General features: G+C 61.9%; 20 protein-coding genes. 12 read left to right on the top strand and 8 right to left on the bottom strand.

Translation table 11 applies throughout. The features are described 5' to 3' along the window. Window positions 1-47: 47 nt before the first annotated feature. The 5 genes from ABD837_RS15870 to ABD837_RS15850 all read left to right on the top strand — a co-directional run bounded on the left by ABD837_RS15870 (window position 48) and on the right by ABD837_RS15850 (window position 5,144). Complete coding sequence (locus tag ABD837_RS15870) at window positions 48-968, top strand: hypothetical protein (protein ID WP_345056421.1); 921 nt, start codon at window positions 48-50, stop codon at window positions 966-968. Window positions 969-1,033: 65 nt separating this feature from the next. Then, complete coding sequence (locus ABD837_RS15865; protein WP_345056419.1) at window positions 1,034-1,966, top strand: carboxypeptidase-like regulatory domain-containing protein; 933 nt, start codon at window positions 1,034-1,036, stop codon at window positions 1,964-1,966. Window positions 1,967-2,033: 67 nt separating this feature from the next. Beyond that, window positions 2,034-3,020 carry a carboxypeptidase-like regulatory domain-containing protein gene (locus ABD837_RS15860; RefSeq protein WP_345056417.1) on the top strand — a complete coding sequence of 329 codons (987 nt, stop codon included), beginning with the start codon at window positions 2,034-2,036 and terminating at the stop codon, window positions 3,018-3,020. Between the two features lie 327 nt (window positions 3,021-3,347). Beyond that, entirely contained in the window at window positions 3,348-4,037 is a 690-nt protein-coding gene (locus ABD837_RS15855) for a hypothetical protein (RefSeq protein WP_345056414.1), read from the top strand. A gap of 123 nt (window positions 4,038-4,160) precedes the next feature. Next, complete coding sequence (locus ABD837_RS15850) at window positions 4,161-5,144, top strand: peptidase associated/transthyretin-like domain-containing protein (RefSeq protein ID WP_345056413.1); 984 nt, start codon at window positions 4,161-4,163, stop codon at window positions 5,142-5,144. A gap of 138 nt (window positions 5,145-5,282) precedes the next feature. Here ABD837_RS15850 and ABD837_RS15845 read toward each other — a convergent pair whose 3' ends face one another. Next, window positions 5,283-5,414 (bottom strand): hypothetical protein, encoded by a 132-nt coding sequence (locus ABD837_RS15845; RefSeq protein ID WP_345056412.1) that lies wholly within the window; start codon window positions 5,412-5,414, stop codon window positions 5,283-5,285. A 314-nt stretch (window positions 5,415-5,728) separates the two neighbouring features. Here ABD837_RS15845 and gntA point away from each other — a divergent pair, with 314 nt between their 5' ends. The 4 genes from gntA (at window position 5,729) to ABD837_RS15825 (ending at window position 9,606) form a co-directional block, all read left to right on the top strand. Further along, on the top strand, window positions 5,729-6,412 hold the full coding sequence (gene gntA / locus ABD837_RS15840) for a guanitoxin biosynthesis heme-dependent pre-guanitoxin N-hydroxylase GntA (RefSeq protein WP_345056410.1): 684 nt from the start codon (window positions 5,729-5,731) through the stop codon (window positions 6,410-6,412). Further along, the gene (locus ABD837_RS15835) at window positions 6,381-6,971 is read left to right on the top strand and encodes a DUF1989 domain-containing protein (protein ID WP_345056408.1); all 591 of its coding nucleotides are present in this window, start codon (window positions 6,381-6,383) and stop codon (window positions 6,969-6,971) included. The genes gntA and ABD837_RS15835 overlap by 32 nt, the downstream gene beginning before the upstream one ends. 183 nt (window positions 6,972-7,154) lie before the next feature. Beyond that, window positions 7,155-8,054 carry a peptidase associated/transthyretin-like domain-containing protein gene (locus ABD837_RS15830; RefSeq protein WP_345056406.1) on the top strand — a complete coding sequence of 300 codons (900 nt, stop codon included), beginning with the start codon at window positions 7,155-7,157 and terminating at the stop codon, window positions 8,052-8,054. A gap of 76 nt (window positions 8,055-8,130) precedes the next feature. Continuing rightward, complete coding sequence (locus tag ABD837_RS15825; protein WP_345056404.1) at window positions 8,131-9,606, top strand: hypothetical protein; 1,476 nt, start codon at window positions 8,131-8,133, stop codon at window positions 9,604-9,606. A gap of 108 nt (window positions 9,607-9,714) precedes the next feature. Here ABD837_RS15825 and ABD837_RS15820 read toward each other — a convergent pair whose 3' ends face one another. From ABD837_RS15820 to ABD837_RS15800, 5 genes are all read right to left on the bottom strand, one after another. Beyond that, window positions 9,715-10,074 carry a hypothetical protein gene (locus ABD837_RS15820; RefSeq protein ID WP_345056402.1) on the bottom strand — a complete coding sequence of 120 codons (360 nt, stop codon included), beginning with the start codon at window positions 10,072-10,074 and terminating at the stop codon, window positions 9,715-9,717. A gap of 110 nt (window positions 10,075-10,184) precedes the next feature. After that, a complete protein-coding gene (locus ABD837_RS15815; protein ID WP_345056400.1) occupies window positions 10,185-11,699 on the bottom strand; it encodes an NCS1 family nucleobase:cation symporter-1 in 1,515 nt (504 codons plus the stop codon). 115 nt (window positions 11,700-11,814) lie between these two features. Next, entirely contained in the window at window positions 11,815-13,416 is a 1,602-nt protein-coding gene (locus tag ABD837_RS15810) for a glycerol-3-phosphate dehydrogenase/oxidase (protein WP_345056398.1), read from the bottom strand. 87 nt (window positions 13,417-13,503) lie between these two features. After that, window positions 13,504-14,709: an NRAMP family divalent metal transporter gene (locus ABD837_RS15805; protein ID WP_345056396.1), complete on the bottom strand. Its 1,206-nt coding sequence runs from the start codon at window positions 14,707-14,709 to the stop codon at window positions 13,504-13,506. Next, window positions 14,706-15,488, bottom strand: a complete 783-nt coding sequence (locus ABD837_RS15800) for a LamB/YcsF family protein (protein WP_345056395.1) — start codon at window positions 15,486-15,488, stop codon at window positions 14,706-14,708. Before ABD837_RS15800 ends, ABD837_RS15805 begins: the two co-directional genes overlap by 4 nt. A gap of 326 nt (window positions 15,489-15,814) precedes the next feature. Here ABD837_RS15800 and ABD837_RS15795 point away from each other — a divergent pair, with 326 nt between their 5' ends. Beyond that, a complete protein-coding gene (locus ABD837_RS15795; protein ID WP_345056393.1) occupies window positions 15,815-16,528 on the top strand; it encodes a GAF domain-containing protein in 714 nt (237 codons plus the stop codon). Between the two features lie 74 nt (window positions 16,529-16,602). Here the strand turns inward: ABD837_RS15795 and ABD837_RS15790 are convergent, their stop codons facing one another. Both ABD837_RS15790 and pxpB read right to left on the bottom strand, forming a co-directional pair. Continuing rightward, entirely contained in the window at window positions 16,603-17,607 is a 1,005-nt protein-coding gene (locus ABD837_RS15790) for a 5-oxoprolinase subunit C family protein (protein ID WP_345056391.1), read from the bottom strand. Then, complete coding sequence (gene pxpB, locus ABD837_RS15785; protein WP_345056389.1) at window positions 17,604-18,338, bottom strand: 5-oxoprolinase subunit PxpB; 735 nt, start codon at window positions 18,336-18,338, stop codon at window positions 17,604-17,606. Before pxpB ends, ABD837_RS15790 begins: the two co-directional genes overlap by 4 nt. Before the next feature lie 142 nt (window positions 18,339-18,480). On the opposite strand from pxpB, the gene ABD837_RS15780 reads away from it, so the two are divergent. Beyond that, complete coding sequence (locus ABD837_RS15780) at window positions 18,481-21,129, top strand: M1 family metallopeptidase (protein ID WP_345056386.1); 2,649 nt, start codon at window positions 18,481-18,483, stop codon at window positions 21,127-21,129. Between the two features lie 207 nt (window positions 21,130-21,336). Further along, on the top strand, window positions 21,337-24,312 hold the full coding sequence (locus ABD837_RS15775) for a T9SS type A sorting domain-containing protein (protein ID WP_345056384.1): 2,976 nt from the start codon (window positions 21,337-21,339) through the stop codon (window positions 24,310-24,312). Window positions 24,313-24,441: the final 129 nt, after the last annotated feature.

Here is a 24,441-nt window from a genome sequence, read left to right as displayed (position 1 = left end):
CACTCAATACACCATTTCTTTCCCGGTCCCACGTGAGTTTCCCACGCTTGCTCCTGTTTTCGTTGCTGCTGGCGGGCTGCGCGGTGCGCTCCAGTCAGTCCACCACGCAGCGCTTCCAGAAAGGCCGGTCGGCAAGCGTTTCGGGCTACGTGCTTGACGCGGCCACCTGCCAACCCATGGCCGGCGTGCCCGTGGCAAAGAACGGCGCGCAGACCCGTACGGCTAAAGACGGGTTCTTTCGCTTGAAATATCCCTTGGCGCAATATCAGCTATACATGTCTAAGGAGTTGGACGAGTTAGGGGTGTATTCGCTCAATTACGCCGGCAGCGCCGCCATTCCGGCCGATACCGCCCAACGCGTAACGCTGCTGCTGGTGCGCAATACCTACCGCTTCCCGCCCCACGGTCACTTGCGTCCTGCCGATTCGGTGCACGTATCTCCTTGTCGTTCGCCGTGGCAGAGCTTGCCTGGCAGCCAGCGAGCCTTTCTGATTCAGGACAGTAGCATCCACCAGCCGCGGAAACTGCGGGCACTTACATTCCGCGTTGGAAAGGAAGGATTTGGCAGGGAGCCTTTTCGGGTACGCATTTATCAATATAACGGGCCAGATAAAGCACCTGGGGAAGATTTGTTGACTGAAAATTTTGTTGTTTCTGCTGGAACTGAAGGAACATTAACTTATGATTTGACTGATTATGATGTTAAGGTGTCTGGCAATGGCTTTTTTCTGGCCTTGGAGTATGTGGTTAGCGGCGACAAATTTTACCTTGATTATCATATGGTTGGATATGTCCCCACCGGCCCCGTGCTGCACCCGCCCTACGTTTTCGCCAACACCCGCACCTGGTTCTATATAATTGGCAAGGGTTGGCAGCGCCAGCCCCCAGCTGAAAACTGCTGGCCGCTGTACGAAAGCGCGCTGAGCGTGGAAGTGGAACCCGTCCCCAAACAGCCCACCGGCCGCTAAGTAGCCAGCGCCCAGCTGGTACCAGTTGAGGTTTTATTTTTGGAAAAGCCTTGAATTTTCGCCGGATGAAGTCTGCTCGTTTTTTGGTTGTTGTGCTGCTGCTCTGGAGCCAACTTTCGGTCGCGCAGAAACAGGCCCACCCGCCAAGGCCAATTGCGGGAACCGTCGTGGATGCAGTTACCAATGTGCCGGTTCCAAAGGCGCTGGTGGTGGGCAGTCGGGGCAGCACCTGGACCGATGAACAGGGAGCGTTTTCATTTGCTGGCCTGGCTCCTGCACCCTACCGCCTGCGGCAGCCCGAAGCCGTGTGGGTGAGTGCGCCGGGCTACGAAAGCCGGCAGTGGCCGCTGGTTGATACCGCGAAGCCCGTTATCCAGCTGCGGGCCCGGCGTCACGCTCAATCTGCTCCATTATGCGTTTCGGTGGGCGAAGCGCCTGCCGTGCGTACCTGCGAATCAGCCTGGTTTTTCGGTGGCGGGCGACCGGGCCAAAAAGGGTATCAGTCGCTGTACTTCGAAAACCCGCAACCGCATCAGCCGGGAATTATCCGCAGCATTACATTCGACATTGCCCGCACCGGGTTTCGGGATGTCCCGTTCCGGCTGCGGGTTCACGCGGTCAGCGCTTCGGGCGCGCCCGGCTCGGATATTTTAACAGAGAATCTCGTCCTGTGCCTTTACCCCGACCCGTTTCGGAAGGATTCTTTCGTGATATACGATATCAGTGATTATGCTATACCAGCTCCAGAATCAGGCTTTTATTTAGGGTTGGAAGCAGTGGAAATGTGGGAAAGGCCATGCACCCAAGAGCCAATAGCGGGCTCAGGCGGCGGCTTGGTCGCACGGCCGCCGTGTGCTTTCGCCCAATGCCGCAGCTGGACCTGGCGCAGCGGACAGACTGACATAAGAGGGGACTGGACGCCTTTGGCCGAAAATTGCTGGCCTCGATTTGAAGAGGCCCTGAGCGTGGAAGTAGGCCCGGTGCCGACGAAGCGTTAGCCGCAGCCCTGCCTTTTGCAGCGGGGGCAAGCGTGGCTACCTTGGAGAAACCTTGAATTTCCCCCTGATGAAGTCTGCCCGTTTTTTGGTTGTTGCCCTGCTGCTGCACGCAATAGCTCGTGTTGCCTCGGCGCAAGCGCCCGCGCCTAAGCGTACCGGTTCACCACCTATCGATTCGGTGCGCGTTACGTTTGGCCCCCCGGAAAAGACCCGCCGCGTCGAGGGCTACGTGCTGGACAAAGCCAGCCAGCGGCCAGTGCCACATGTCCGTGTGTGGCGCGACGACTATCCACCCCGGCAGGCGCGCACGGATGCAAGCGGGCATTTCGTCTTGAATCTGCCCGCAAAGGGCTATAATAGAGGGCAACTACTTACCGTCCAGACGCTGTACTACGAGGGTGTTGCCGCCATTCCCGCTGATACGACGCATCCGGTAAAGCTGCTGCTAAAGCGTAATGCCTACCGTTTCAAACCCTACGGCTGCCAACAGTTGGCCGATACGGCGCATCTTTCGCCGTATGCGCCGCTGCCCATTAAAGGCTTGCCCGCTACACAATATGCTTTTCTAATTCGAGACAGCAGCAACAGCCAGCCACGCCAGTTGCGGACGGTTACCATCAGAGTAGGCCGCGATGGATTTACCCGCGAGCCCATGCGGCTTCGCATATACCAGTACAGCGAGCAGTTGAACGCACCGCCCGGAGACGATTTACTGCGCGAAAACGTTGTTATGTGCCCGCCGAAAGAAGGGGTCTTTACTTACGATGTCAGTTCATGCGACATTGTAGTACCGGGAACAGGTTTTTTTCTAGCCCTGGAATACACCGCTGGTTCCGACAAGTTCTATTGTAATGACCCGCTTGTGGACTACACCCCCACCGGCCCGGTGCTGCGTCCGCCCTGCGCCCGAACTGATATTCGCACCTGGGAGCGCGCCAGTAGTTTCTCGTGGGCCCGGGCGTTGTCTACCGAAAACTGCTGGCCGCTCTACGAAAGCGCGCTAAGCGTGGAATTAGTGCCGCCAGGCCGCCGCGTCCGCCCGGTTCGTCGCTGAGGGGCCAGCTTGCTACTCAGAAACAGCATTCCATTTGAAAATAAATGACTATTTCGTCTCTACATGAGGTGTCTAAGCTTACTTCTGCTTTCGTTGCTGCTGGCGGGGTGCGTTGCGTCAGGTAATCGGCAGAAGTCGAACGTCCCGGAGAAAACGTTCCGTGTGACAGGCTACGTGCTGGATTCGGTGAGTCGCCGACCAGTTGCCGGGGTATTTGTAAATGCTTTTGAATGGGGTAATTATTTTGGATTACCTCAAACTAACAAGCGAGGCTATTTTGTGCTGCACCTCCCCATCAGCCGCCGTAGCCCGCTTCTTCGCCTTTCCGTGAATACCGTGCTATACGAAGGCAAGGCTGGAATTCCTGCCGATACTGCCTCCGAAATGCGCCTACTGTTGCACCGCAACGCCTATCAACTACCCAAGAACGACTGCTTTGCCGGCTTGCCCGATACGCTGCGGATGAACCCCTACGCTTCGCTGGCCAATCCATTGCCGGGCGATGAGTTGGCGTTTCTATTGAAAAACAACCCTGCGCAGGCAACCGATACCATTCGTACCCTTTTTCTGGACGTGAACCAGTTGGGACTTAGTCAGGGGGAATGGGATACGTATTATTCGCTAAAGGCTTACCTGGCGAATGGGCCCAAGCAAGGGCCGGGTACAGAGTTGCTGCCGGGTGTGCGAATAAATCTGTCCCGAAGCCGGACGTCATTAGCGGCCGAAAAAATAGGGCATTTCACATTCGATTTAAGGAAGTACCGCATTCCGATGCCCGCCCAAGGCGTGTATGTTTCCCTGAAAAGAATTGTGGTCGAAGGCGAGAGTTTCTCCGGCCCCGAACGCCCCGATAACTACATTCCCACCGGCCCAATGCTGGGCCCAGCTTGCACCCAGGCCAAAAGCAGTGCTTGGGTTTACACGCACACTACTGGCTGGCGGCCCCTCACCTCCGCCGAAAACCCGGCCCCGCTATATCACGAGGCCATTCAGGTGGAACTGGTGGGGTACAAGTAGCTCGTGCAGCGGGGCCGTAGCTGGAGTACGCATTCACGGACAGCCGCCCGAGGCGGGTGAGCCTGCTGAAAAACGATACTTGGTGCTGGTAGCTGGATGCGTTACTTTGGGAAAGTCTTGAATATGCGCCCGATATCTGCTATCCGGTTTTTACTCGTTGCGCTGCTGCCGCTGTTAGCGGCTTGTGTCGCCTCGCGGCCGGCTTATGTATGGAAGCCCTTTACCAATCCTCCCGCCTCCGCAGCACAAGGAGGAAGCCTAATACCGGGGAAAACCTTCCGCGTCTCTGGGTATGTACTCGATGCGGTGAGCTGCCAGCCGGTGGCCGGCGCAGGGGTATGTGCAGGTTGGGGGATGGCATTAGGGGCCGCATTAACGGATGAAAATGGCCGATTCGTGCTGACTATACCGAACACCGCTCACAAATACCCCAAAGAGCTAATCGTTGAGAGCCTGCTCTACCAGGGCCGCGTTGCCCTGCCCGCCGATACTACGCAGCGCATTACGCTATTGGTACAGCGCAGTTCATTCCGGTTCAAGCCTTATTACTGCCAACGCCTGGCCGATTCGGTACATTTCTCGCCTCATGCCATGCCTTTGCTGGGGATACCCGGTGCACAGATGGCCTTTTTAATTCAGGATAGCACTGCCCACCAGCCGCGCCGGCTGAAGACCCTCACTTTTCGTTTTGGGCCAAATGGGTTTCCGCAGGAGTCTTTTCGCGTTCGCATTTACCAATACAATGGGCCGGAGCAGCCCCCCGGCGAGGATTTGTTGACGGAAAATTGCACAGTGCAGGATATTCATGAAGGGTTCTTGAGTTTTGATATCAGTGCATACAATGTTTCACTGCCTCCTGCCGGCTTCTTCGTTTCTTTAGAGTGGATGGTAACAGAACTGCGCGGTATCACATCCCAGATGCAGGGCTATGCGCCCACCGGCCCCATCCTGCGCCCACCCTGCGCCTTTGATGATACCCGGACCTGGGCCTATGTCTTCGGCAAGGGCTGGCACCGGGCCACGGCGGTCGAAAACTGCTGGCCGCTCTACGAAAGCGCGCTGAGCGTGGAAGTAGAACCGGCTCCCAACCAGCCAGCAGGCCGATAAGCGGCCAGCGCGTCGCTAGGCGCGCGGTTACTAATGCGTTGCCATTCCGGGTTCAGCAATCAATGGGTGTCGCTTCAGGCAATGCCGTGGGCTGTACGAGCGGTTGCGTGTAAGAGATAACATCTCCAGGAAGCGGCGCTAAGCCTTGGCGTGGAGTGCAACGAGGGCGAGGTCCAGCAGGCCCGACAGGTCCGAAACGCTACTGCACACCCGAACCGCAGCGTGGGGAAAGCCGGCCTTTTTGAGGAAGTATTCGCAGGTATAAGCCACCGGCGAGGGAATAGGAAGCGCGGCGAGGTGAAGGTGAACATGTGAGCAACCAGCGCAGAGCACCTCCTGTAGCTGAACACCGACAAGCCCGATACGCGCAGTGAAATACCCCGCTCTGTAAAAAAAATAAATCAGGACTGTAAGCCTTTTTGATTGCCTAAATCGGAGGCACTTGCGAAATTGAACGAGGACTTTGTTTAGGATTTTATATAGAAAAATTAAACATAAGCAGGGCTGCGGGCGTAAATCAAGCACAACGTTTTCTTTCCGTCCTCGCATTATTCGGCGATATAAATGATATACATATGGTTGGTTTGCAAGAACATGCAGAGATACAGGAGTACCACGATTTCATCAGCAAAAAGGAATTTCCCTGCGTAGCCGCTAAAACTGCTCTGACCTGGGAGCAGATTCACTGCCTGGTCGTTGACCACATGGCTTGTCCCAAAGACGACGCGGCTATTCTGGATTTCCTCTACGAGTTTGTGGATACCTACCGCCAGTCGGAAAAGCTGTACCACAGCGCGGCCGTTATCTTCCGGGGGCCCACGGCGCCCAACGAAGCCCTGTTCGAAGAGCTGTTCTGGCAGCGGCTGCAGGGCCTGGCCAACCTCGACGCGCAGCGCTACGGCTACGACAAGCGCGTGGTGGCCGACCCGGCTTCGCCCGACTTCAGCTTTAGCCTCAAGGAGGAAGCCTTTTTTGTGGTGGGGCTGCACCCCGGCAGCAGCCGCGCGGCCCGGCAGTTTGGCCACCCCACGCTGGTGTTCAACGCCCACGCCCAGTTCGAACAAATTCGCACCAATGGCCGCTACAATGGCTTGCGCGACACCATCCGCACCCGCGATGTGGCCTATTCCGGCTCGGTGAACCCGATGCTGCAGAATTTCGGCGAAGCGTCCGAAGTGTACCAGTATACCGGCAAAGTCTACGACAATGCCTGGAAATGCCCTTTCCTCAGCCCCCATGCCCACTCCCCACTTAATTCCGCCGCGTAGCGGCACGGCTTTCATTCTGCGCCAGGGCCAGCGCCTGAAAGTAACCGACCCCCAGGGGGAGCAGGTGTCCGATTTCGTGTGCTTCAACCTGAACGACACGGCCGAGTACCTGTCGTCGGGGCGCACCATCGACTACGCCGAAACCATCTTTCTGACCGCTGGCCACCCGTTCTACTCCAACCGGAGCAACGTCATGTTCGAACTGGTGGAGGACACCGTGGGGCGGCACGACTTTCTGCTCACGCCCTGCTCGGCCGATACCTTTCGCATCATTTATGGGCACGAGCACCCGCACCGCGGCTGTTTCGGCAACCTAACCGAAGCCCTGGCTCCGTACGGCATCGCGCCCGACCAGATTCCAATCTGCTTCAACATCTTCATGCACGTGACCGTGGACGGCGACACGGGCAAAGTGGGCGTGCTGCCGCCCAAAAGCCGCGCGGGCGACTACGTGGTGCTGGAAGCCAAAATGGACCTGGTGGTGGGCATGACGGCCTGCTCAGCCGAGATGTCGAACAACTACGCGTTTAAACCCATTGCCTACGAGGTGCTGGGGTAAGCCACCGGCGTTTGTGGTTTAGTAAAGGACCAAATCAGGGATAGAGGAAACAATGTTTGCGTCCAGCCCGCAAGCCACGCAGCTGCATTGTATCGGGCGTAACGTTACTTTGGAGATGCCTTGCATTTCCGCTTGATGAAGTCTACCCGGTTTTTGTTGGTTGTGCTACTGTCCGTGTGGGGTATGGCCGCCTTTGCTGCTCCCTCTTCTCCCCAAGGACCCGAAAGGACCTTCAGCGTCGCGGGTTACGTGCTCGATGCTGGCAGCCGTAGGCCTGTGCCCGGTGTGTTGGTAGAAGACGAATCTTGGGCTGGAAAAATTATACAGGCTCAAACTGACTTAAATGGCCATTTTGTGCTACAGCTAACCCTCGTTAAGGGGCGTGGAAAAGTTAGGCGGCTGCTAGTCCATACTGTGCTTTATGAAGGAGAAATAGAAGTAACAGCCACGGGTAACAAAGAGCAGCAAGTTGTCATCCTGCTCCGGCGCAACGCCTACCGGTTCAAGCCTTATGGCTGCCAGCAACTGGGTGATTCAGTGAGCATCGCTCCCTACGCGCCGACCCCAATTAAAGGGTTGCCCGGAATTCAGTATGCTTTCCTTATTCGGGATTCCACAATTCAGCAGCCGCGCAAACTGAAAACACTTACTTTCAAAGTAAACCACAATTCCATTCCCCGAGAGGTTTTTCAGGTTCACATCTATGAGTGCAATGGCCTGGATAAGCCACCAGGGGATTACTTGTTGCACGGTACATTCAACATTTGCCCAGGAAAAGAGGATGGAATATTTACTTACGATGTAAGTGCATATGAAATAATGATATCGAAGAGTGGCTTCTTCCTGGCCTTAAAAGGTGATGAAGGGGGGACAAAATGGATTTGCTACGACCCAATGCCCAACTACACCCCCACCGGCTCCATCATGCGCCCGCCCTGCGCCCGGGCCGACATCCGTACCTGGGAGAGTGCCATTGGCAAGGGCTGGCAGCGCGCCACGGCGGTCGAAAACTGCTGGCCGCTCTACGAAAGCGCGCTGAGCGTGGAAGTGGAGCCCGCCCCTCGCCAGCCAACGAAACATTAAGCCGTGCCCGCTACCAACGGCATTGCCAGTCCGGGAAATCGTGCCTATTCTTAAGGCTGCAATTCTATTCCCTTCCGTGAAATCATTTCTACTCGCGGCGCTGCTGGCTTTGGCCGGCTACTCGGCCCGCGCCCAAACCTACTACCTCGACCTGAGCTACCAGGTCCTGACCTTATCCGACAATACGCTGGCCGTGGAAAAGGTAGTGGATGGGCGCCCCGGGGAGCCGCCCATTGGCATCGTGTACCGGGGGCTCGGCGTCTACGGCAAGTCGGCGGCGGTGGGGTTCCGGCAGGGGCTCGAAACTGAGCTCACCAACTTCGTGCAGGTGCAGCTGCCGCTGCGGCCCACCAGTGGCCACACCATTGTGCTGTGCCTGCGCAGCCTGCACATCGGCGAAACCCTGGGCGGCAATAAGCAGCAGGCCACCGCCGACCTCAGCGCCGACGTGTACGAGCACCTGCCCACCGGCTACCATTTCGTGTGCAGTGTAGGCAGCTTCGCCAGCGCCTACGGCCACGAAACCACCGGCCGCCACGCCGGCCACCTGGTTCAGCTGCTGAACGACTGCTTCCGGCAGCTGGGCACGGCCGCCTGGGCCGACGCGGCCCGCCAGCCGGCGCGCACCCTGGCCGAGCTAGCCACCGACCGGCCCGCAACTCTGGCCGTTGGCGGGAAACGGGGACCTGCCATTCTGCGCGAGGTGCCGCGGCGGGGTTTCTACTTCCGCCTCGACCAGTTCCTGGCCAACCGGCCCGATACCTTCAGCACGCTGGTGGTCGATACCATTGCGCGGCGCTACCAGAGCCGGACCGCAGCGGCACAGTGGCGGCAAGTGGCCCGGGTGCGGCCGCTGTTGGGCGCCGGCGTGCGCGCCGGCAAAGTGCCCGAAGGCCTGTGGGGCTTCTCGGACGGACGCCAGGCCTTTGTGTTGTACGACAAGCAGTTTTTTCCGCTGATGCGCCAGGGAAGCTCTTTTACTTTCGTGGGTGAAGCGCCCGTCGACCCCATTCATGCCCTCGCCCAGGCCCAACGCCAGAATTCGACCGGCCTGTCGTACGGAATCGTGGGCGTGGCCATTGGCGAAGCCGTCGCCAATTCTGTATCGGGCGGCATTCCCGACCACACGGCCGAGCCCATGGCCTATGGCCTCGACCTGCGCACTGGGGCCATTGGGGCGTTTCCCAGTCTGCACACCACCCTGCGCCCCGACACGGCCTACGTGTACGTATACCAGGTGTCGCAGAACCAGCCGGCCAGTGCCCGCACGGAGGGTGGCGTAGTGGTGGTAGCCGAAGGCCGCGAGGCCGGTGTGCTGCGCCCCGGCAAGTACTTGGAAGTGCCGTGTACCCGTTTCGGCAAGCCCTTGCGCCTGTGCCTGACGGGCCTGTCGCTCGCCAACCCCTGCCTGTTGGTGGTGCCCAATACCAGCCAGCTCAATTACCTGAGAATTGATGCTGCCAACCCCCGGCAGCCCTGGCAGTGGGTGTCGGCCGCCCAGGGGGCTGCCGACCTCGACGAGCTGGACAAGCAGACGAGCGCATCCAGGTAGCTTCCGCACGCCGCTGCAGGGGGCAAGTTGCGGAGGCCCGGCAGAAAGTAGCAAACCTGCTCAATGCCCCCAGGTGGGCACAGAAGGCGTGCTGCGCATTTCGCTGGGCTATTTCAACACCCGCAGCAGCGCCAGCACCGCCGCCGGGTCTGCCACTTCAATGATGAGCTGCTGGTAGTCCTCATCATGCAGGTCGATGACCACAGTTTGCTCCGGGTGCACCACGTCCACGAAAGTGGGTTTCAGGCCCGTCTGGCTGTGCAGGTAGAACGTGCCGGCCTTGATGCCCCACGGCACCGACGTGCCCAGGGCCCGAAAGCCGCTGAGCTCGCTAGCTGCGGCGGCATCCTGCCGGGCCCCGGCAATGTGGGCACGCGGAATGGTGAGCGAGCTTTTGAAGGCCCAAACCTTGTGCAGGCCCTGCACCGTGAAGAGAATGTCGTCGCCCTGCTGCGTTACAGAAACCATGAAGAAAGGAAATTAATGTATTGGAAATGTGGCGTTTGTCATCCTGAGCTTGCGAAGGACCTTATCACGTTTGCGCACGTAGTTCTTGCGCGATAAGGTCCTTCGCAGGCTCAGGATGACACCCGGTAGGCCGCTGTCGTTGCTGCTGCTGCTACCGGCTCGCTCACCTGCCCGCGCATCATCATCCAGTACACCACACCCGACACCGCAAAGCCCACAAACCACGCGTAGTTGTACAGCCCCACCAGCGCCGGCCACACCACGCCCTTTTCGAGCACGCCAATGGCGGTGAGGAAGCCCGGCACATTGGGCAGAATGCCCACCACCAGCGCCAGCATGGCCGCGTGATTAACGCCGCCGCGGTAGGCGTAGCGCCCGGTGTACTGGTAGAGCTCGGGCAAGCTGAGCCGCTGCTGGCGAATGAGGTAGTAGTCGACAATCATGATGCCGCCAATGGGGCCGAGCAGGCCCGAGTAGCCCACCAGCCAGGTAAAAATATAGCCCGAGGGGTCGGCAATCAGCTTCCAGGGGAAGATGAGCAGGCCGATAACGCCGGTGATGTAGCCGCCGGTTTTAAAGCTGATGCGCTCGGGCGAGAAGTTAGCGAAGTCGTTGGCCGGGCTCACAATGTTGGCCGCGATGTTGGTGGCCAGCGTGCTCAGGGCCACGGCCAGCATGGCGGCGCTCACCAGCAGCTTGCTGTCGAAGCGGCCGGCCAGCACCACCGGGTCCCAGATGGTTTTGCCGTAAATAACGAGCGTGGCCGACGTGACCACCACGCCCACAAACGAGAACATGGTCATGGAAGTAGGCAGCCCGATGGCCTGGCCCATTTGCTGGGCGCGCTGGCTGGTGGCGTAGCGCGTGAAGTCCGGAATGTTGAGCGAGAGCGTGGCCCAGAACCCCACCATGCCCGTGAGCGAGGGAAAGAAAAACGCCCAGAACTGCGCGCTGTTCGCGAATTTGCTCGGCTGCGCCAGAATGGGACCTAGGCCATTGCCGGCCGAAATGGCCCACCACAGCAGGGCCAGCGCCGCCACTGGCAGGAAAAAAGCCTTGAACACCAGCAGCTTCCGGATGCTGTCGACGCCCTTGTGCACCACGTACATGTTCAGCGCCCAAAACAGCAGAAACAACAGGGCCGGCCCTGTCGCCAGGCCCCAGCTGGCCGGAAATACCGCCGGCAGCGTGGCCAGCCCGGGCACCCAGAGCACCGCCATCTGGTAGAGCGCGTAGCCGCCAATCCAAGTCTGAATGCCGAACCAGCCGCAGGCAATAATGGCCCGCAGCAGCGCCGGCACGTTGGCTCCGCGCACCCCGAAGCTGGCCCGCGCAAACACCGGGAACGGAATGCCGTACTGCGCCCCGGCGCGCCCGTTCAGCAACATGGGCACTAGCACAATGCTGTTGCCCAGGAAAATGGTGAGCAGCGCCTGCCACCAGTTCATGCCGCCCTCGATGAGCGAGCTGGCCAGCATGTAGGTCGGAATGCACAGGCTCATGCTAATCCAGAGGGCGGCGTAGTTGCCGGTGCCCCAGGTGCGCTCGGCCGGCGGCACGGGTGCCAGGTCGGGGCTGGTAAGGCCAGGGTCGGGCAAAAGCGAAGCTTTCGGCGGGAAGTTCATGGGCTGAAGCGTGAGTTGGGCCGGGCTAATGTAGGAAAAACGCGTTGGTTAATCGTACTGGCCGCTTTCGCCCTGGGCACCGAGCTGCCCACAGGCCACCGCAGTTGGCCTGGTACTAGCCGCCCAGCTGGTAGCCCCGCGCCACTTCGGCCAACGCGGTTACCTGCCGCGCCTGCCAGGCGCTATCGAAACCCAACTCGCGGGCCAGCAGGGCGGCCACCGTGGGCGCGGCGCGCCGGGCGGCGGCAGCGTCCAGAAACAGCAGGCGCACGCGGCGGGCCAGCACGTCCTCCACGGTGCGGGCCAACTCGTGCCGGGCCGCCCACACTACTTCGGCCTGAAGAAATTCAAACTGCGCATCCAGCTTCTCGCCCAGCGCGGGCACGTCGGCAATAAGCTGGCCCAGGGCCGGCTGGTCGCTGCCGTAGGCGGCCAGATGGCCGGGCCGGGCGGTCATTTCGGTAGGGGTTCCTCCGGCACCGTGAATGGGCAGGTGGGCCGTTTGGCTGGGGCTGCCGGGCAGCTGGCCCAGGGCAATGGCGCGGTCGAGGGTGTCCTGGCCCATGCGGCGGTAGGTGGTCCACTTGCCGCCGGTGATGGTAACCAAGCCACTGGCCGAAGCCACGATTTTGTGGCGGCGCGAAACCTCTTTGGTGCTGGTGCCGGCCTCTCCGGCGGCTAGTGGGCGCAGGCCCACGAAGATGCTGCGCACGTCGGCGCGGGTAGGCGGGCGGGTGAGGTAGCGGGCCGCGGTGCGCAGCAGAAAGTCAATTTCAGCTTCCTGGGCGTGGGGTTCCAGGGTGGCATTGGGCACGGGCGTATCGGTTGTGCCCAGCACCAGGCGGCCCTGCCACGGCACGGCAAACAGCACGCGGCCGTCATCGGTACTGGGTATCATCAGGGCCGCCGCGCCGGGCATAAATGACTGGTCCAGTACCAGGTGCACGCCTTGGCTGGGCTGCACCAGCGGGCGGGCGCCCGGCTCGTCGAACTGCCGCACGGCATCCACGAAAACGCCGGTGGCGTTCACTACCGTCCGGGCCCGCAGCTCGTAATCGCGGCCGGTTTCCTGGTCGCGGGCACGCACGCCGGCCACGCGGCCGCGGGCGTCTTTCAGCAAAGCCCGCACTGGGAAGTAATTGAGGGCTGTGCCGCCGTGGTCGATGCAGGTCTGGGCCAGGTTCACGGCCAGGCGGGCATCGTCGAACTGGCCGTCGTGGTAGCGCACGCCGCCGCGCAGGCCAGCCGGGCGCAGGCCGGGCAGCTGGCGCAGGGTTTCGGCCCGGCTCAGGTGCGTGGAGGCACCCAGGCTCAGGCGGCCGGCCAGCAGGTCGTACAACTTCAAGCCAAGGGTGTAGAACGGCCCGCCCCACCGGTTGTAATTCGGAATGATAAACGCCTGGTTATGGCACAGGTGCGAGGCGTTTTGCAGCAGCAGGCCGCGCTCGTGCAGGGCCTCGCGTACCAGCCCGATGTCGCCCTGCGCCAGGTAGCGCACGCCGCCGTGCACCAGCTTGGTGCTGCGGCTGCTGGTGCCCTGGGCAAAATCGGCCTGCTCGAGCAGCAGCGTGCGGTAGCCCCGGCTGAGGCCGTCGAGGGCCACCCCCAGCCCCGTAGCCCCGCCCCCGATGACGATGAGGTCCCAGGCGGGCACGTCCGTCAGCTGCTGCACCAAGGTTTCGCGGCGGTAAGGGTTGGGCAGTGGACCGTGAGCCATGGGCGGAAAATTGAACGAAATCAGAACGTGATGCTGAGAATAGCCGAAACATCAAGTTCTTACTACTCACTACTCACTACTCACTACTCATCGCAGCATTCCTGTTACCTGCTCCACCAGCACGGGCACGGCCAGCGCACCCATCACGGCCACGACTGTCCAGCCGGCGGCCAGCATCCAGCGCGGGTGGCGGTAGCCGTGCATCAGGCGGGGGGTATTGGCCGCTACCAGCACAATGCCCAGCGCAATGGGCAGAATCAGCCCGTTGATGGCCCCGGCGAATACCAGCAGCTGCGTGGGCTTGCCGATGAGCACGAAAATCAGGGTGGAAAGCACGATGAAGACGGAGATGCAGGCCCGCTCGTAGCGCTCGAAAATGGGGTGGAAGGTCTTGAAAAACGACACCGACGTGTAGGCGGCGCCGACCACCGACGAGATGGCCGCGCTCCACAAAATCACCCCAAACACCCGAAAGCCCAGCTCGCCGGCCGCCGCCCGAAACACGCCCGCCGCCGGGTTGTCCTGGGGCAAAATGGCCCCCTGGCTGAGCACGCCCACAATCGCCAGGAACAGCACAAACCGCATAACGGTGGAAATGACAATGCCGCTGACGGCGCTGCGCGTCACCTCCGCCTGGCTGCCAATGCCCTTAATGCCCGCATCGAGCAGCCGGTGCGCGCCCGAAAACGTGATATAGCCGCCCACCGTGCCGCCCACAATCGTCACGATGGCGGCGGCGCTGATTTTGACCGGCAGCAGCGTGTGGTGCAGGGCCTGCAGCAGGGGCGGGTGCGCGCTGAAGGCAATGCCCAAGGTGAGCAGAATCTTGACCGTGCCGAGCACCTTGGTGAACCCGTCGAGCATTTTCCCGATTTCGCGCACCCAGAACAGCAGCAGCGCTACCCCGCAGCTTAGCATCGCGCCCTTTTCATACGACATCCCGGTGAGCACGTTCAGCCCCAGCCCGCAGCCCGCAATGTTGCCGATGTTGAAAGCGAAGCCGCCCAGAATCACCATGCCCGCCAAGAAATAGCCCAGGCCCGGCAGCAGCCGGTTGGCCAAATCCTGGGCCCGCAGCTCGCTCACGGTAAGAATGCGCCAGGTGTTGAGCTGCGCGCCAACATCCAGCACCACCGAAATCAGAATAACGAACCCGAAGCTGGTGAGCAGCTGCTGGGTGAAAACGGTCGTCTGCGTGAGAAAGCCCGGGCCGATGGACGAGTTCGCCATCAGGAACGCAGCACCCAGCGTGGCCCCGCCCCACCAGCGGGTTTTGGGCAATGCCGGCCTCATTGGGCAGTGACCAGCGGGCCAGCTTGCAGCGTCACGCCGGCCGCCTGAAGCTCCGTGTTCAGGCGTTGGGCAAACTCCAGCGCGTGGGCGCCGTCGCCGTGCAAACACACGGTGTCGGCGCGCATGGCCACTTCCGGGCCCTGCTGGGTGCGCACCACGCCGTGTTGCACCATGCGCAGCACCTGGGCAATGGCCACGCTGGCATCGGTGATGAGGGCGTCGGGCTGGCGGCGCGGGGTGAGCGTGCCGTTGGCCTGGTAGGTGCGGTCGGCGAAGACTTCGTGGGCGGTACGCAGGCCCAGCTTCTCGCCGGCTTTGGTGAGCTCGGAGCCGGCCAGGCCGTAGAGGACCAGCTCGGGCTGCACCTTGTACACGGCTTCGGCGATGGCTTCGGCCAGCAGGGCGTTGGTGGCGGCCATGTTGTAGAGCGCGCCGTGGGGCTTGAGGTGATGCAGGCGGCCCCCTTCAGCCCGGGCCACGGCCTGGAGGGAACCCAGCTGGTAGACCGTCATACCGAAGGCCTCGGCGGGCGAGATGTCCATGTTGCGCCGGCCGAAACCTGCCAAATCGGGTAGCCCCGGGTGCGCGCCAATGGCCACGTGGTGCTGCAAAGCGGCGCGCACGGTGGCGCGCATCACGGCCGGGTCGCCGGCATGGAAGCCGCAGGCCACGTTGGCCGAGGTGATGAAGGGCATCAAGGCGGCATCGTGGCCCAGCGTCCAGGCGCCGAAGCTTTCGCCCATGTCGCAGTTCAGGTCAACGGCGGGGAGAAGGGGCATAGGGGTGAAATGAGGTTTGAGTTCGAAAGAACGCCATGCTTCGGCAAGCTACGGCATCGTGCATGAGCGAATATACCCAACTGGCCCATCATAAGTCTGGCCGGAATTTCTGCATGAAGTAGCTAATGTAGTAGCTTCGTTCAACCGGCAGCGGTGTCGCCACCCGGCAGCTGGCAGGCTGCTGATACCCAACAACGTGCCCTGGCACTGCGTTGAATAACTTGCCCGATGGCGCGTGCGCACCAACACGGGCAAACGGGCCGCGTCGTTACCCGTTTGCCCGTGAACGAACCTGGGAATTATTCCCGCTACTTCCGCTTTCTTCTATGGCTGCCTATCCTTATCCTGATGTTCCCGCCGACGATGCCGACCGGCTGCGCAGCGTGCGTGCTTTTGAGGTATTACAGACCCTTACCGAGCCAGTGTTCGATGAGTTTGTGGCCCTCACGGCCCGTATTTTCAACCTGCCCATCTCCCTGATTTCGGTAGTTGAGGAGAAAGAGGTGTTCTACCCGACCAATTACGGATTGCCCGGCCACCAACGGCAGCCCCGCGCCGAAGCCATCTGCTCCACGGCCATTGCCCGGGCTCAGGCCGTCGTGTACCACGATGTCGGGCTGGAGGACGAATCGTCTATTCCGGAGGCGGCGCTGCAGGTGGCCCGGCGCCACGCCTTGCGCTTCTACGCCGGGGCGCTGCTCTACCTGCCCGACCAGCGTACGCTCGGTACGCTGTGTATTGTCGACCGCCAGCCTCGCACCTTTACGCCCGTCGAGCAGCACATTCTGGACCTGCTGGCGGCTTTAGTAAGCCAGACCATTGCCGTGCGCCATGTATGCTACCTGCATTCCGGGCCGGGTGAGGAAAAATGGTCGCGCTTCAGCGCCGAGCTTCAGGAAGAAATACAGGCCCTCAATGCCCTGGTGCGCTACCTCTTTGCCCGCCACGGTTCGCAGGTGCCCGTGCCGGCCGATTTTCTCAATCAGGTTGAACACCGCCTGCGGGACCTGCATGCCATCCTGCGCGATTTTCGGGTGTAAAGCTGAGCATGCGCGGGCGGAATGGCCAAAGCCCGAATGTTGTGCCGCACTGTGCCCAACCGTCTTTTTTGCTCTCAATACCCCTGCGCCCGCTGCCCAAGCGCCCGCTTCAACGCCCGCACCTGTGCTTCCCGCGCAAGGAACAGCGCCTGCGCTTCGGCCACCGACACTTCCCGAAACCGCAGCTGCTGCCCCGGCGCGGCCTGCGCCAGCACCGGCCAATCCACGGAAATAACCTGCGCCAGCCGCGGGTAGCCGCCGGTGGTTTGGTGGTCGGCCAGCAGAGCTATGGGCTGCCCACCGGCCGGCACCTGCACGGTGCCAAACGTGACGGCACTTGATAGCAATTCGGCTTCTTGAAGCCGCGCCAGGTGTGGCCCTTGCAGCCGGTAGCCCATGCGGTCGGCCGCAGGCGTGACGGCGAATGGCTCTCCCCAAAAAGCCCGCTGGCTTTCGGCCGAAAACTGCTCGTACTCCGGCCCGGGCACGGCCCGCAGCACCGGGCGAAAGCGCGGCAGCGGGCACAGCGCCGGGCCCGGCGTGAAGCCGGCCGCAGCCCAGGCAGTGCCCGGCCGCGCCAGTTGCTGCATAATTCTCGCACCAACGGCCGAAGGCTCGCCCGCGGGCAGCGCATCGCCGGCCTGCAGCGCCCGCCCCTCGTGCCCGCCAAAGCCGGCCCGCAGGTAGGTGCTGCGACTGCCCAGCACCAGCGGCACGGCCACGCCGCCCGCTACCGCCAGGTAGGCCCTGCACCCCGCCACGGCCGGCCCAAAGGCCAGCTCGGTGCCGGCCGCTACCCACACCGGGCGGTGCAGGCCCACCGGCTGGCTGTTGAGCGTAGGGGAGAGGTGCGCGCCGGTGAGGGCAATGAGGTGGTCGGCTTCGAAGCGGATGCGGGGGCCGAGCAGCGTGATTTCGAGGCCGGCCGCCGATTCCGCGTTGCCCACCAGCTGGTTGGCCACGCGCAGGGCCAGGGAGTCCATTGCGCCGCTCACGATAATGCCGTCCGGCTGGTAGCCAAAGCGGCCGAGGTCCTGCACGGTGGTCAGCAGCCCGGGGCGGAGGATATGAAGGCTCATGGCTGCTCGATTTTTGCGAATTCCGCCTCCGATACCGCCACGAATCGCAGCCGCTGCCCCGCCCGCAACCGGCTGGGCGTGGCCCACTCCGGGTTGAACAAGGCCAGCGGGGTGCGGCCGATGAGCTGCCAGCCGCCCGGCGTGGGCAGCGAGTAGATGCCCGTTTGCGGGCCGGCAATGCCTACCGCACCGGCTGGCACCAGCGGGCGCGGCTGCGACCGGCGCGGCGTGGCTAGGCGCGCATCAAGCCCGCCCAGGTACGGGAAACCGGGTGCGAAGCCAATCATGTGCACGAGGTACTCGGGCGCTGTGTGCAAGCGCACAACCTCCGCAGCGCTTAGCCCGGCATGCTGCGCCACAAAAGCCAAATCGGGCCCAAATGCGCCCCCGTAGCACACTGGGATGTCCACGGTAGCGGCTTCCTGGGCCGCTGCAGCCGGGGCCGGGGCCGCCAGCAGCTCCCGTAGCTGGGCCGCTACCCGCTCGTAGGGCTCCGGGTAGTGACCGTTTTCGCTCGCCAGCCACGGGTCGTAGTACACGGTGAGCGTGGTGAATGCCGGCACCATTTCGCGCAATCCTGCGAAAGGCTGCGCCGCCAGACGAGCGCCAAACGCCGCGATGGCCGCGTGCGTGGCCGGGCTGATGCTGGTGCCGAACTCCAGCACCACGGCCGCGTCGCCGAGCGGGAACAGCCGGACGGGCAGCGCGGATAGGGGCGGGGCGGTACTCACAGGGTTTGGGGCTAAAGTAGAGACGCATATTTGCGTCTCGTCGTTGAACAATGTTTGACCTGCGCAGTTCCGGCCGGCCAACGACGAGACGCAAATATGCGTCTCTACCGCGCCGGCGCTTGCGGCCGACTCAATCTCCTGTATGAAAATGCTGCTTTCCTACGCCCGGCCTGCCCTACTGGCCCTCGCCTTGCTCGCCACCGCCTGCCACCGCGTGCCGGCTCTCAACACCCCCGTGACAACTACGCTACGGCCCACGATGCCCGTCGAACCCGACCCGCCCATCACGCCGGGCGTGTCCGAAGTGCTGGCGCAGGCTCGCCGGGCCGCCATCAGCAGCGTGGCCTACAATCTCAGCCTGAATATTCCGGCGCAAAAAGCAGAGCCAATTGAGGTTGTCGAGCAGGTGTCGTTTACTCTGAAAAATAACCGCCACCCGGTGCAGCTCGATTTCAAAGCACCCACCGAGTACCTGCACCGCCTCACCCTCAACGGCCAGCCGCTCGCCATCGACCACCACGACGAGCACCTTGTACTGCCCGCTGCCGCGCTGCACCTGGGCCACAACGTGGTGCAAATAGACCTGCGAGCCGGTGAGCTTTCGTTGAACCGCAACGCCGATTACCTCTACACCCTGCTGGTGCCCGACCGGGCCCGCACCGTGGTGCCCGTGTTCGACCAGCCCGATTTAAAGGCCACGTTTACCTTGGCCCTCATGATGCCCCGACAGTGGCAGGCAGTGGCCAATGCGCCGCTGGTTGACTCGACTGAATCTGCTCTCGATGGCAGAGTGCCAGGGTTTAAAACCTACAGGTTTGCCACTTCCGACAGCATCAGTACCTACCTTTTCTCCTTCGCGGCGGGCAAATTTTCGCGAGTAAGCCGTACCGAAAACGGCCAGCCCATGACGCTGCTGCACCGCGAAACCGACCCCACCAAGCTGCGCCTCAGTCTCGGTCCTATCTTCCAGCTGCACGCCGATGCGCTGGCCTTTATGACTACGTATACCGGCCTGCCGTACCCGTTCCAGAAGTTCGATTTCGTGGCGATTCCCGATTTTCAGTACGGCGGCATGGAGCACGTCGGGGCCATCGACTACAAGACATCCAGCCTGTTTCTGGATGACGGCGCGACCCAGGACCAGGCGTTGGCCCGTGCCAGCCTGGTGGCCCACGAAACCGCTCACATGTGGTTCGGCGACCTCGTAACCATCCGCTGGTTCAACGACGTGTGGATGAAGGAGGTGTTTGCCAATTTCATGGCCGACAAGGTGACGCAGGTGGCCGTTAAAAACCCGAACTACGACCTCAAGTTCGTCATCGACCACTACCCCGCCGCCTACGGCATCGACCGCACCGCCGGGGCCAACGCCATCCGCCAGCCGCTGGCCAACCTGCAGGATGCGGGCTCGCTCTACGGCAACATCATCTACCACAAAGCGCCCATTATGATGCGCCAGCTCGAGCGCCTGATGGGCCCCGAAGCCTTCCGCGACGGCCTGCGCGAGTACCTGAAAACCTACGCCCACGGCAACGCCACCTGGCCCGAGCTCATCGCCATTCTCGATGCCCGCACGCCCGCCGACCTGCAGGTCTGGAACCAGGTGTGGGTGAACCAGCCGGGCCGGCCGGTATTCAGCTACGACCTCAACACGAGCGCCTCCGGTCGCATTTCGCAGCTCACCCTCAGCCAGCGCGCCGAGGATGGTTCCGACCGTCTGTGGCCCCAGCTGTTTGAGCTGCTACTGCTCTACCCCGACGGCCACACCAAGGAGCTGCCCGTGAACATGGCCGAGCGCACCGTGGCCGTGCCAGCTGCAATGGGGGAGCCGGCCCCCAGCGCCATCCTTTTCAACTCGACTGGCTTGGGCTACGGGGTATTTCCGGTGATGAAGCCACTGCCCGCGCTGCTGCCGCAGCTAACGAGCCCGGTAGCGCGCGCCGCCGCCTACGTCAACCTCTACGAGAACATGCTCAAAGGCCAGGCCCTCAGCCCGGCGCAGCTGCTGGGGTTTGTGCGCCACAACCTGAGCGACGAGCCCGAAGAGCTGAACCTGAAGCTGCTCACGGGGCAGGCCAGCGCCGTATTCTGGCAGTTTCTCACGCCCGCTCAACGGCGCGCGGTGGCCCCCGCGCTGGAACAGGAGCTGTGGGCCGCGCTCACGAAGAACCCCGCGCCGAATGCCAAAAAGCAGCTGTTCAAAACCTACCAGTCCATTGCCCTGACTCCAGCCGCCCAAACCCGCCTCTACCAAATCTGGCGCTCGCAAAAAGCCCCCGCCGGCGTGAAACTGACCGAGGACGACTACACTGCTCTGGCCCTGGCGCTGGCTGTGCGTGACTACGCGGCCCCCGAGCCCATCCTCACCGCTCAGCTGGCCCGCATCAAAAACGACGACCGCCGCCAGCGCCTGCAATACCTCGTGCCCGCGTTGTCGCCTGACGAGGCTACCCGCGATGCTTTCTTCGAAAGCCTGCGCACCAAAGCCGGCCGTGCCAAAGAAGCCTGGGTAACGGCTGCGCTGGGCTACCTGCACCATCCGCTGCGCCAGGCCACGTCCGAGAAATACCTGCCGGCCAGCCTCGATTTGCTCCAGGAAATCCAGCTCACCGGCGATATTTTCTTTCCGTATGCTTGGCTGCAGGCTACGCTGGGCAGCTACCAGTCGGCCACGGCTGCTGCCACTGTGCGCGCTTTTTTGAAGGCCCACCCCGACTACAATGCCCCACTGCGCGCTAAGCTGCTGCAAGCCAGCGATGACCTGCTGCGAGCCGAGCAGCTGGCACACTAAGCAGCAATTGGCTTATTGTTGTGACTGATAACATATAATTTTTTATATATTGAATGAGAATTTGAGGTTGCCAGCTTTTCTTGTGTATTTTCGGCTCCGGCTGGTTTATATTTGTAGAATTTGATAACTGTGTTTTAAGCGGAGTCCGGGCTGAGTGTTTTTCTCAACCTCCTTTTCTGCACAGTTAACGCACTTTTCTTTGTTTCTATGAATCAATTGTTTACCATGGGTCGCACAGCTCTGCGATTATCACTGGCTGTCAGCTTGCTGACGGCAGCTGGTTGCCAGCACACCGATAACCGCCTTACCAAACACCGCATCGACAGCGAAGAGGAAGAGGAGCGCGAAGGCACCCAAACCGACCGGCCCGACCTGGCCGAAGAGCAGGACGCCGCCCTTACCCGCGACCCCGCCACCGGCACCGTGCCCCGCGAGCGCCTGCTCATCGCCAAAGAACAAGCCGAGCGCATGCTGCAAGCCCGGGCGGCTGCCCAGCAGCGCGGCACCTCGTACGGTGGCAGCCTGAGCGCCGCCAACTGGACCGAAAAAGGCCCCAGCAATATCGCCGGGCGTGTGCTGGCGCTCATGCCCGACCCCAGCGATGCCACTGGCAACAAGGTGTGGGCAGCTTCGGCCGGCGGCGGCCTCTGGAAGTCGGACAACGCGGCGGGCACCACGCCTACTTGGAATAAGGTGAGCGACACCTTCGCCAACCTAGCCGTTTCGACGCTGGCCTACGACCCCACCAGCGCCAACTTCGACGTGATGTATTTTGGTACGGGCGAAGGCTTCAGCAACGCCGATGCCATTCGCGGCCTGGGCATCTGGAAATCGACCGACCACGGCGTGACCTGGACGCAGTTGAGCAGCACCAATTTCAACGTTACGGGCAGCAATGTTTTTAACTTTGTGAATAAAATTGTGGTGGACAAAAACGGCTGGGTATACGCCGCCACCAGTCTAGGCCTGCGGCGTAGCCAAGACGGCGGCACCACCTGGACGGCGGTGTTATTCACAGCCAACCGGGTGGGCGACGTGGAAGTAGACCCGACCACGGGCACCGTATTTGCCACGGTTGGACCCAACACGAATGGCGGCGGCATCTATCGCTCCACCAGTGGCGACCTTAACACCTTTACCAACCTCAATACATTGCCAGGTAACGGTCTGCCGCCTTCCGGCACGACGACCCGCGTTGATATTGCCCTCGCGCCGAGCAACCCGCAGCAGATGTATGCCCTGTTTTGCAGCGGCGGTAGCGGCACCCCCGCCATGACCCGCAACACGTTGTACGGCATCTACCGCAGTGCCGATGGCGGCAATACGTGGCAGGTGCTGCCCCGGCCCGTCGATAGTGACCCTGGCATTGGTTCCGACTTCACCCGAGGCCAGGCCTGGTACGATTTGGCTATCAACGTATCGCCCACCGACCCGGCCACGGTATTCATTGGCGGCATCGACATCTTCAAAACGTCAAACGGCACGGATGCTACTGCCGCCAACGTGGCTTGGCAGCAGACCACCCACTGGTATGGCGGCTTCGGCTTCCAAAACGTGCATGCCGACCAGCACGCCATTGAGTTTGCGCCGGGCTCGGGCTCGCGGGCGTACTTCGGCCATGACGGCGGGGTAGCGGTTACGGCCAATGCCACCGCCGCTATTCCGACCATCACGCCCATCAACACCAACTTCAACATTACGCAGTTTTATGCGGTGGCCGTGCACCCCACCGATGCGAACTACTTCCTGGCCGGGGCCCAGGACAACGGGACCCAGCAGTTTCGCGGGGTGTCGGGCAGCGTTACGCGCGACGTGAACGGCGGCGATGGGGCTTTCTGCGCCATCGACCAGGACCAGCCCGATGTGCAGTTCGCCACTTACGTGTACTGCAACATTTACCGCGACACTAACAAAGGCGACGACTTCTTTCCGGACGTGGTGGAGCAAGACAACACGCACGGCTCCTTCATCAACCCGCTCGAATACGACAGCAAGAACAACGTGCTGTATTACAACTACAGCTCGGGCACCTTGCTGGCCCTGCGCCGCGCCCTCAATGCCAATGCCGGCACGCCCACGCTCTCCACCATCGCCCTGCCGGGAGCTGTAAACGGGGCCATCGTCACGCACGTGGCCATTTCGCCGAACGTGGACGACCGGGTGTATGTCGGCACGAATACGGGGCGCGTTATACAGGTTGACAACGCCTCCACGGCCACACCCACCATTACCACCATTCTTAATATTGGGGTCAACGTGTCGATTTCGAGCATCGGCGTCGAGAAATTTGTGGTTGGTGCAGCAGCCACCCCTGACCAGCACATTCTGGCAACGGTATCGAACTACGGCCAACCCAGTGTGTACCAAACCACTGACGGCGGCACCAACTGGGCCAATGTGGAAGGCAACCTGCCCGACATGCCCGTGCGCTGGGTACTGCCCGACCCCACCGGTAGCAAGCGCGCCCTCATCGCCACCGAACTGGGCGTGTGGAGCACCGACGACCTCTACGCTGCGTCGGTGGTCTGGACGCCTTCCAACAGTAACCTGGCCAATGTGCGCGTCGACATGCTGCGCGTGCGCAAGTCCGACCGTATGCTGGTGGCCGCCACCCACGGCCGCGGTCTGTTCACCTCCGACGTCCTCATTGCCAACCCGCTGCCCGTCGAGCTGACGGCCTTCACGGCCACGCCCGCGTCCGAGGCCGTGCGCCTGGCCTGGACCACGGCGTCGGAGAAAAACAGCGCCCGCTTCGAGGTGGAGCGTAGCACCGATGGTACGGGTTTCGAGCGTATTGGCACGGTCGCAGCAGCTGGCAAGAGCAGCAGCGCCCGCTCCTATGGCCTTACGGATGCTGCTCTGCCTGCCGCGCTCACGCTCTACTACCGGCTGCGGCAGGTAGATATCGACGGCAAGTTCACCTACTCGCCGGTGCGCACCATTGCCCGCCCGGCCAGTGCCGGCGCCTTGGCCGTATTCCCCAACCCGAGCCGCAACGTGGCCACGCTAACTGGTGCTACGCCTGGCACGCTTGTTCGCGTGTTCGATACGGCCGGGCACGCAGTGTTCAGCACCACCACCGATGCTGAGGGCAAGGCTTCGGTGCTACCGCCTGCTGGCCTGGCCGCTGGCGTGTACGTGGTGCGCACCGGAAACCGGACTACCCGTCTCACGGTCGAGTAACGCCGCTCGTGCTTTTTTAGCCGCCGTGGTGGCTCCCGAATGGGAGTTGCCACGGCGGTTTTTTGTTGCAGGCGCAACGCCGGCCGGACCGGTCTGCATTTCATCGTTCAGGTCGTCACAAAGGCGGCC

It is taken from the genome of Hymenobacter glaciei (assembly GCF_039539585.1).
Taxonomy (GTDB): Bacteria; Bacteroidota; Bacteroidia; order Cytophagales; family Hymenobacteraceae; genus Hymenobacter; species Hymenobacter glaciei.
Note: the sequence above shows the minus strand (reverse complement) of the source record. Positions and strands in the feature narration are given on the sequence as shown.

Excerpts from the sequence above, each read along its gene's own strand:
- ABD837_RS15865 (WP_345056419.1), top strand. The coding sequence starts at position 1,034 with ATGAAGTCTGCTCGTTTTTTGGTTGTTGTGCTGCTGCTCTGGAGCCAA.
- ABD837_RS15860 (WP_345056417.1), top strand. The coding sequence starts at position 2,034 with ATGAAGTCTGCCCGTTTTTTGGTTGTTGCCCTGCTGCTGCACGCAATA.
- ABD837_RS15850 (WP_345056413.1), top strand. The coding sequence starts at position 4,161 with ATGCGCCCGATATCTGCTATCCGGTTTTTACTCGTTGCGCTGCTGCCG.
- ABD837_RS15835 (WP_345056408.1), top strand. The coding sequence starts at position 6,381 with ATGCCCACTCCCCACTTAATTCCGCCGCGTAGCGGCACGGCTTTCATT.
- ABD837_RS15830 (WP_345056406.1), top strand. The coding sequence starts at position 7,155 with ATGGCCGCCTTTGCTGCTCCCTCTTCTCCCCAAGGACCCGAAAGGACC.
- ABD837_RS15820 (WP_345056402.1), bottom strand. The coding sequence starts at position 10,074 with ATGGTTTCTGTAACGCAGCAGGGCGACGACATTCTCTTCACGGTGCAG.
- ABD837_RS15815 (WP_345056400.1), bottom strand. The coding sequence starts at position 11,699 with ATGAACTTCCCGCCGAAAGCTTCGCTTTTGCCCGACCCTGGCCTTACC.
- ABD837_RS15810 (WP_345056398.1), bottom strand. The coding sequence starts at position 13,416 with ATGGCTCACGGTCCACTGCCCAACCCTTACCGCCGCGAAACCTTGGTG.
- ABD837_RS15805 (WP_345056396.1), bottom strand. The coding sequence starts at position 14,709 with ATGAGGCCGGCATTGCCCAAAACCCGCTGGTGGGGCGGGGCCACGCTG.
- ABD837_RS15800 (WP_345056395.1), bottom strand. The coding sequence starts at position 15,488 with ATGCCCCTTCTCCCCGCCGTTGACCTGAACTGCGACATGGGCGAAAGC.
- ABD837_RS15795 (WP_345056393.1), top strand. The coding sequence starts at position 15,815 with ATGGCTGCCTATCCTTATCCTGATGTTCCCGCCGACGATGCCGACCGG.
- ABD837_RS15790 (WP_345056391.1), bottom strand. The coding sequence starts at position 17,607 with ATGAGCCTTCATATCCTCCGCCCCGGGCTGCTGACCACCGTGCAGGAC.
- ABD837_RS15780 (WP_345056386.1), top strand. The coding sequence starts at position 18,481 with ATGAAAATGCTGCTTTCCTACGCCCGGCCTGCCCTACTGGCCCTCGCC.
- ABD837_RS15775 (WP_345056384.1), top strand. The coding sequence starts at position 21,337 with ATGAATCAATTGTTTACCATGGGTCGCACAGCTCTGCGATTATCACTG.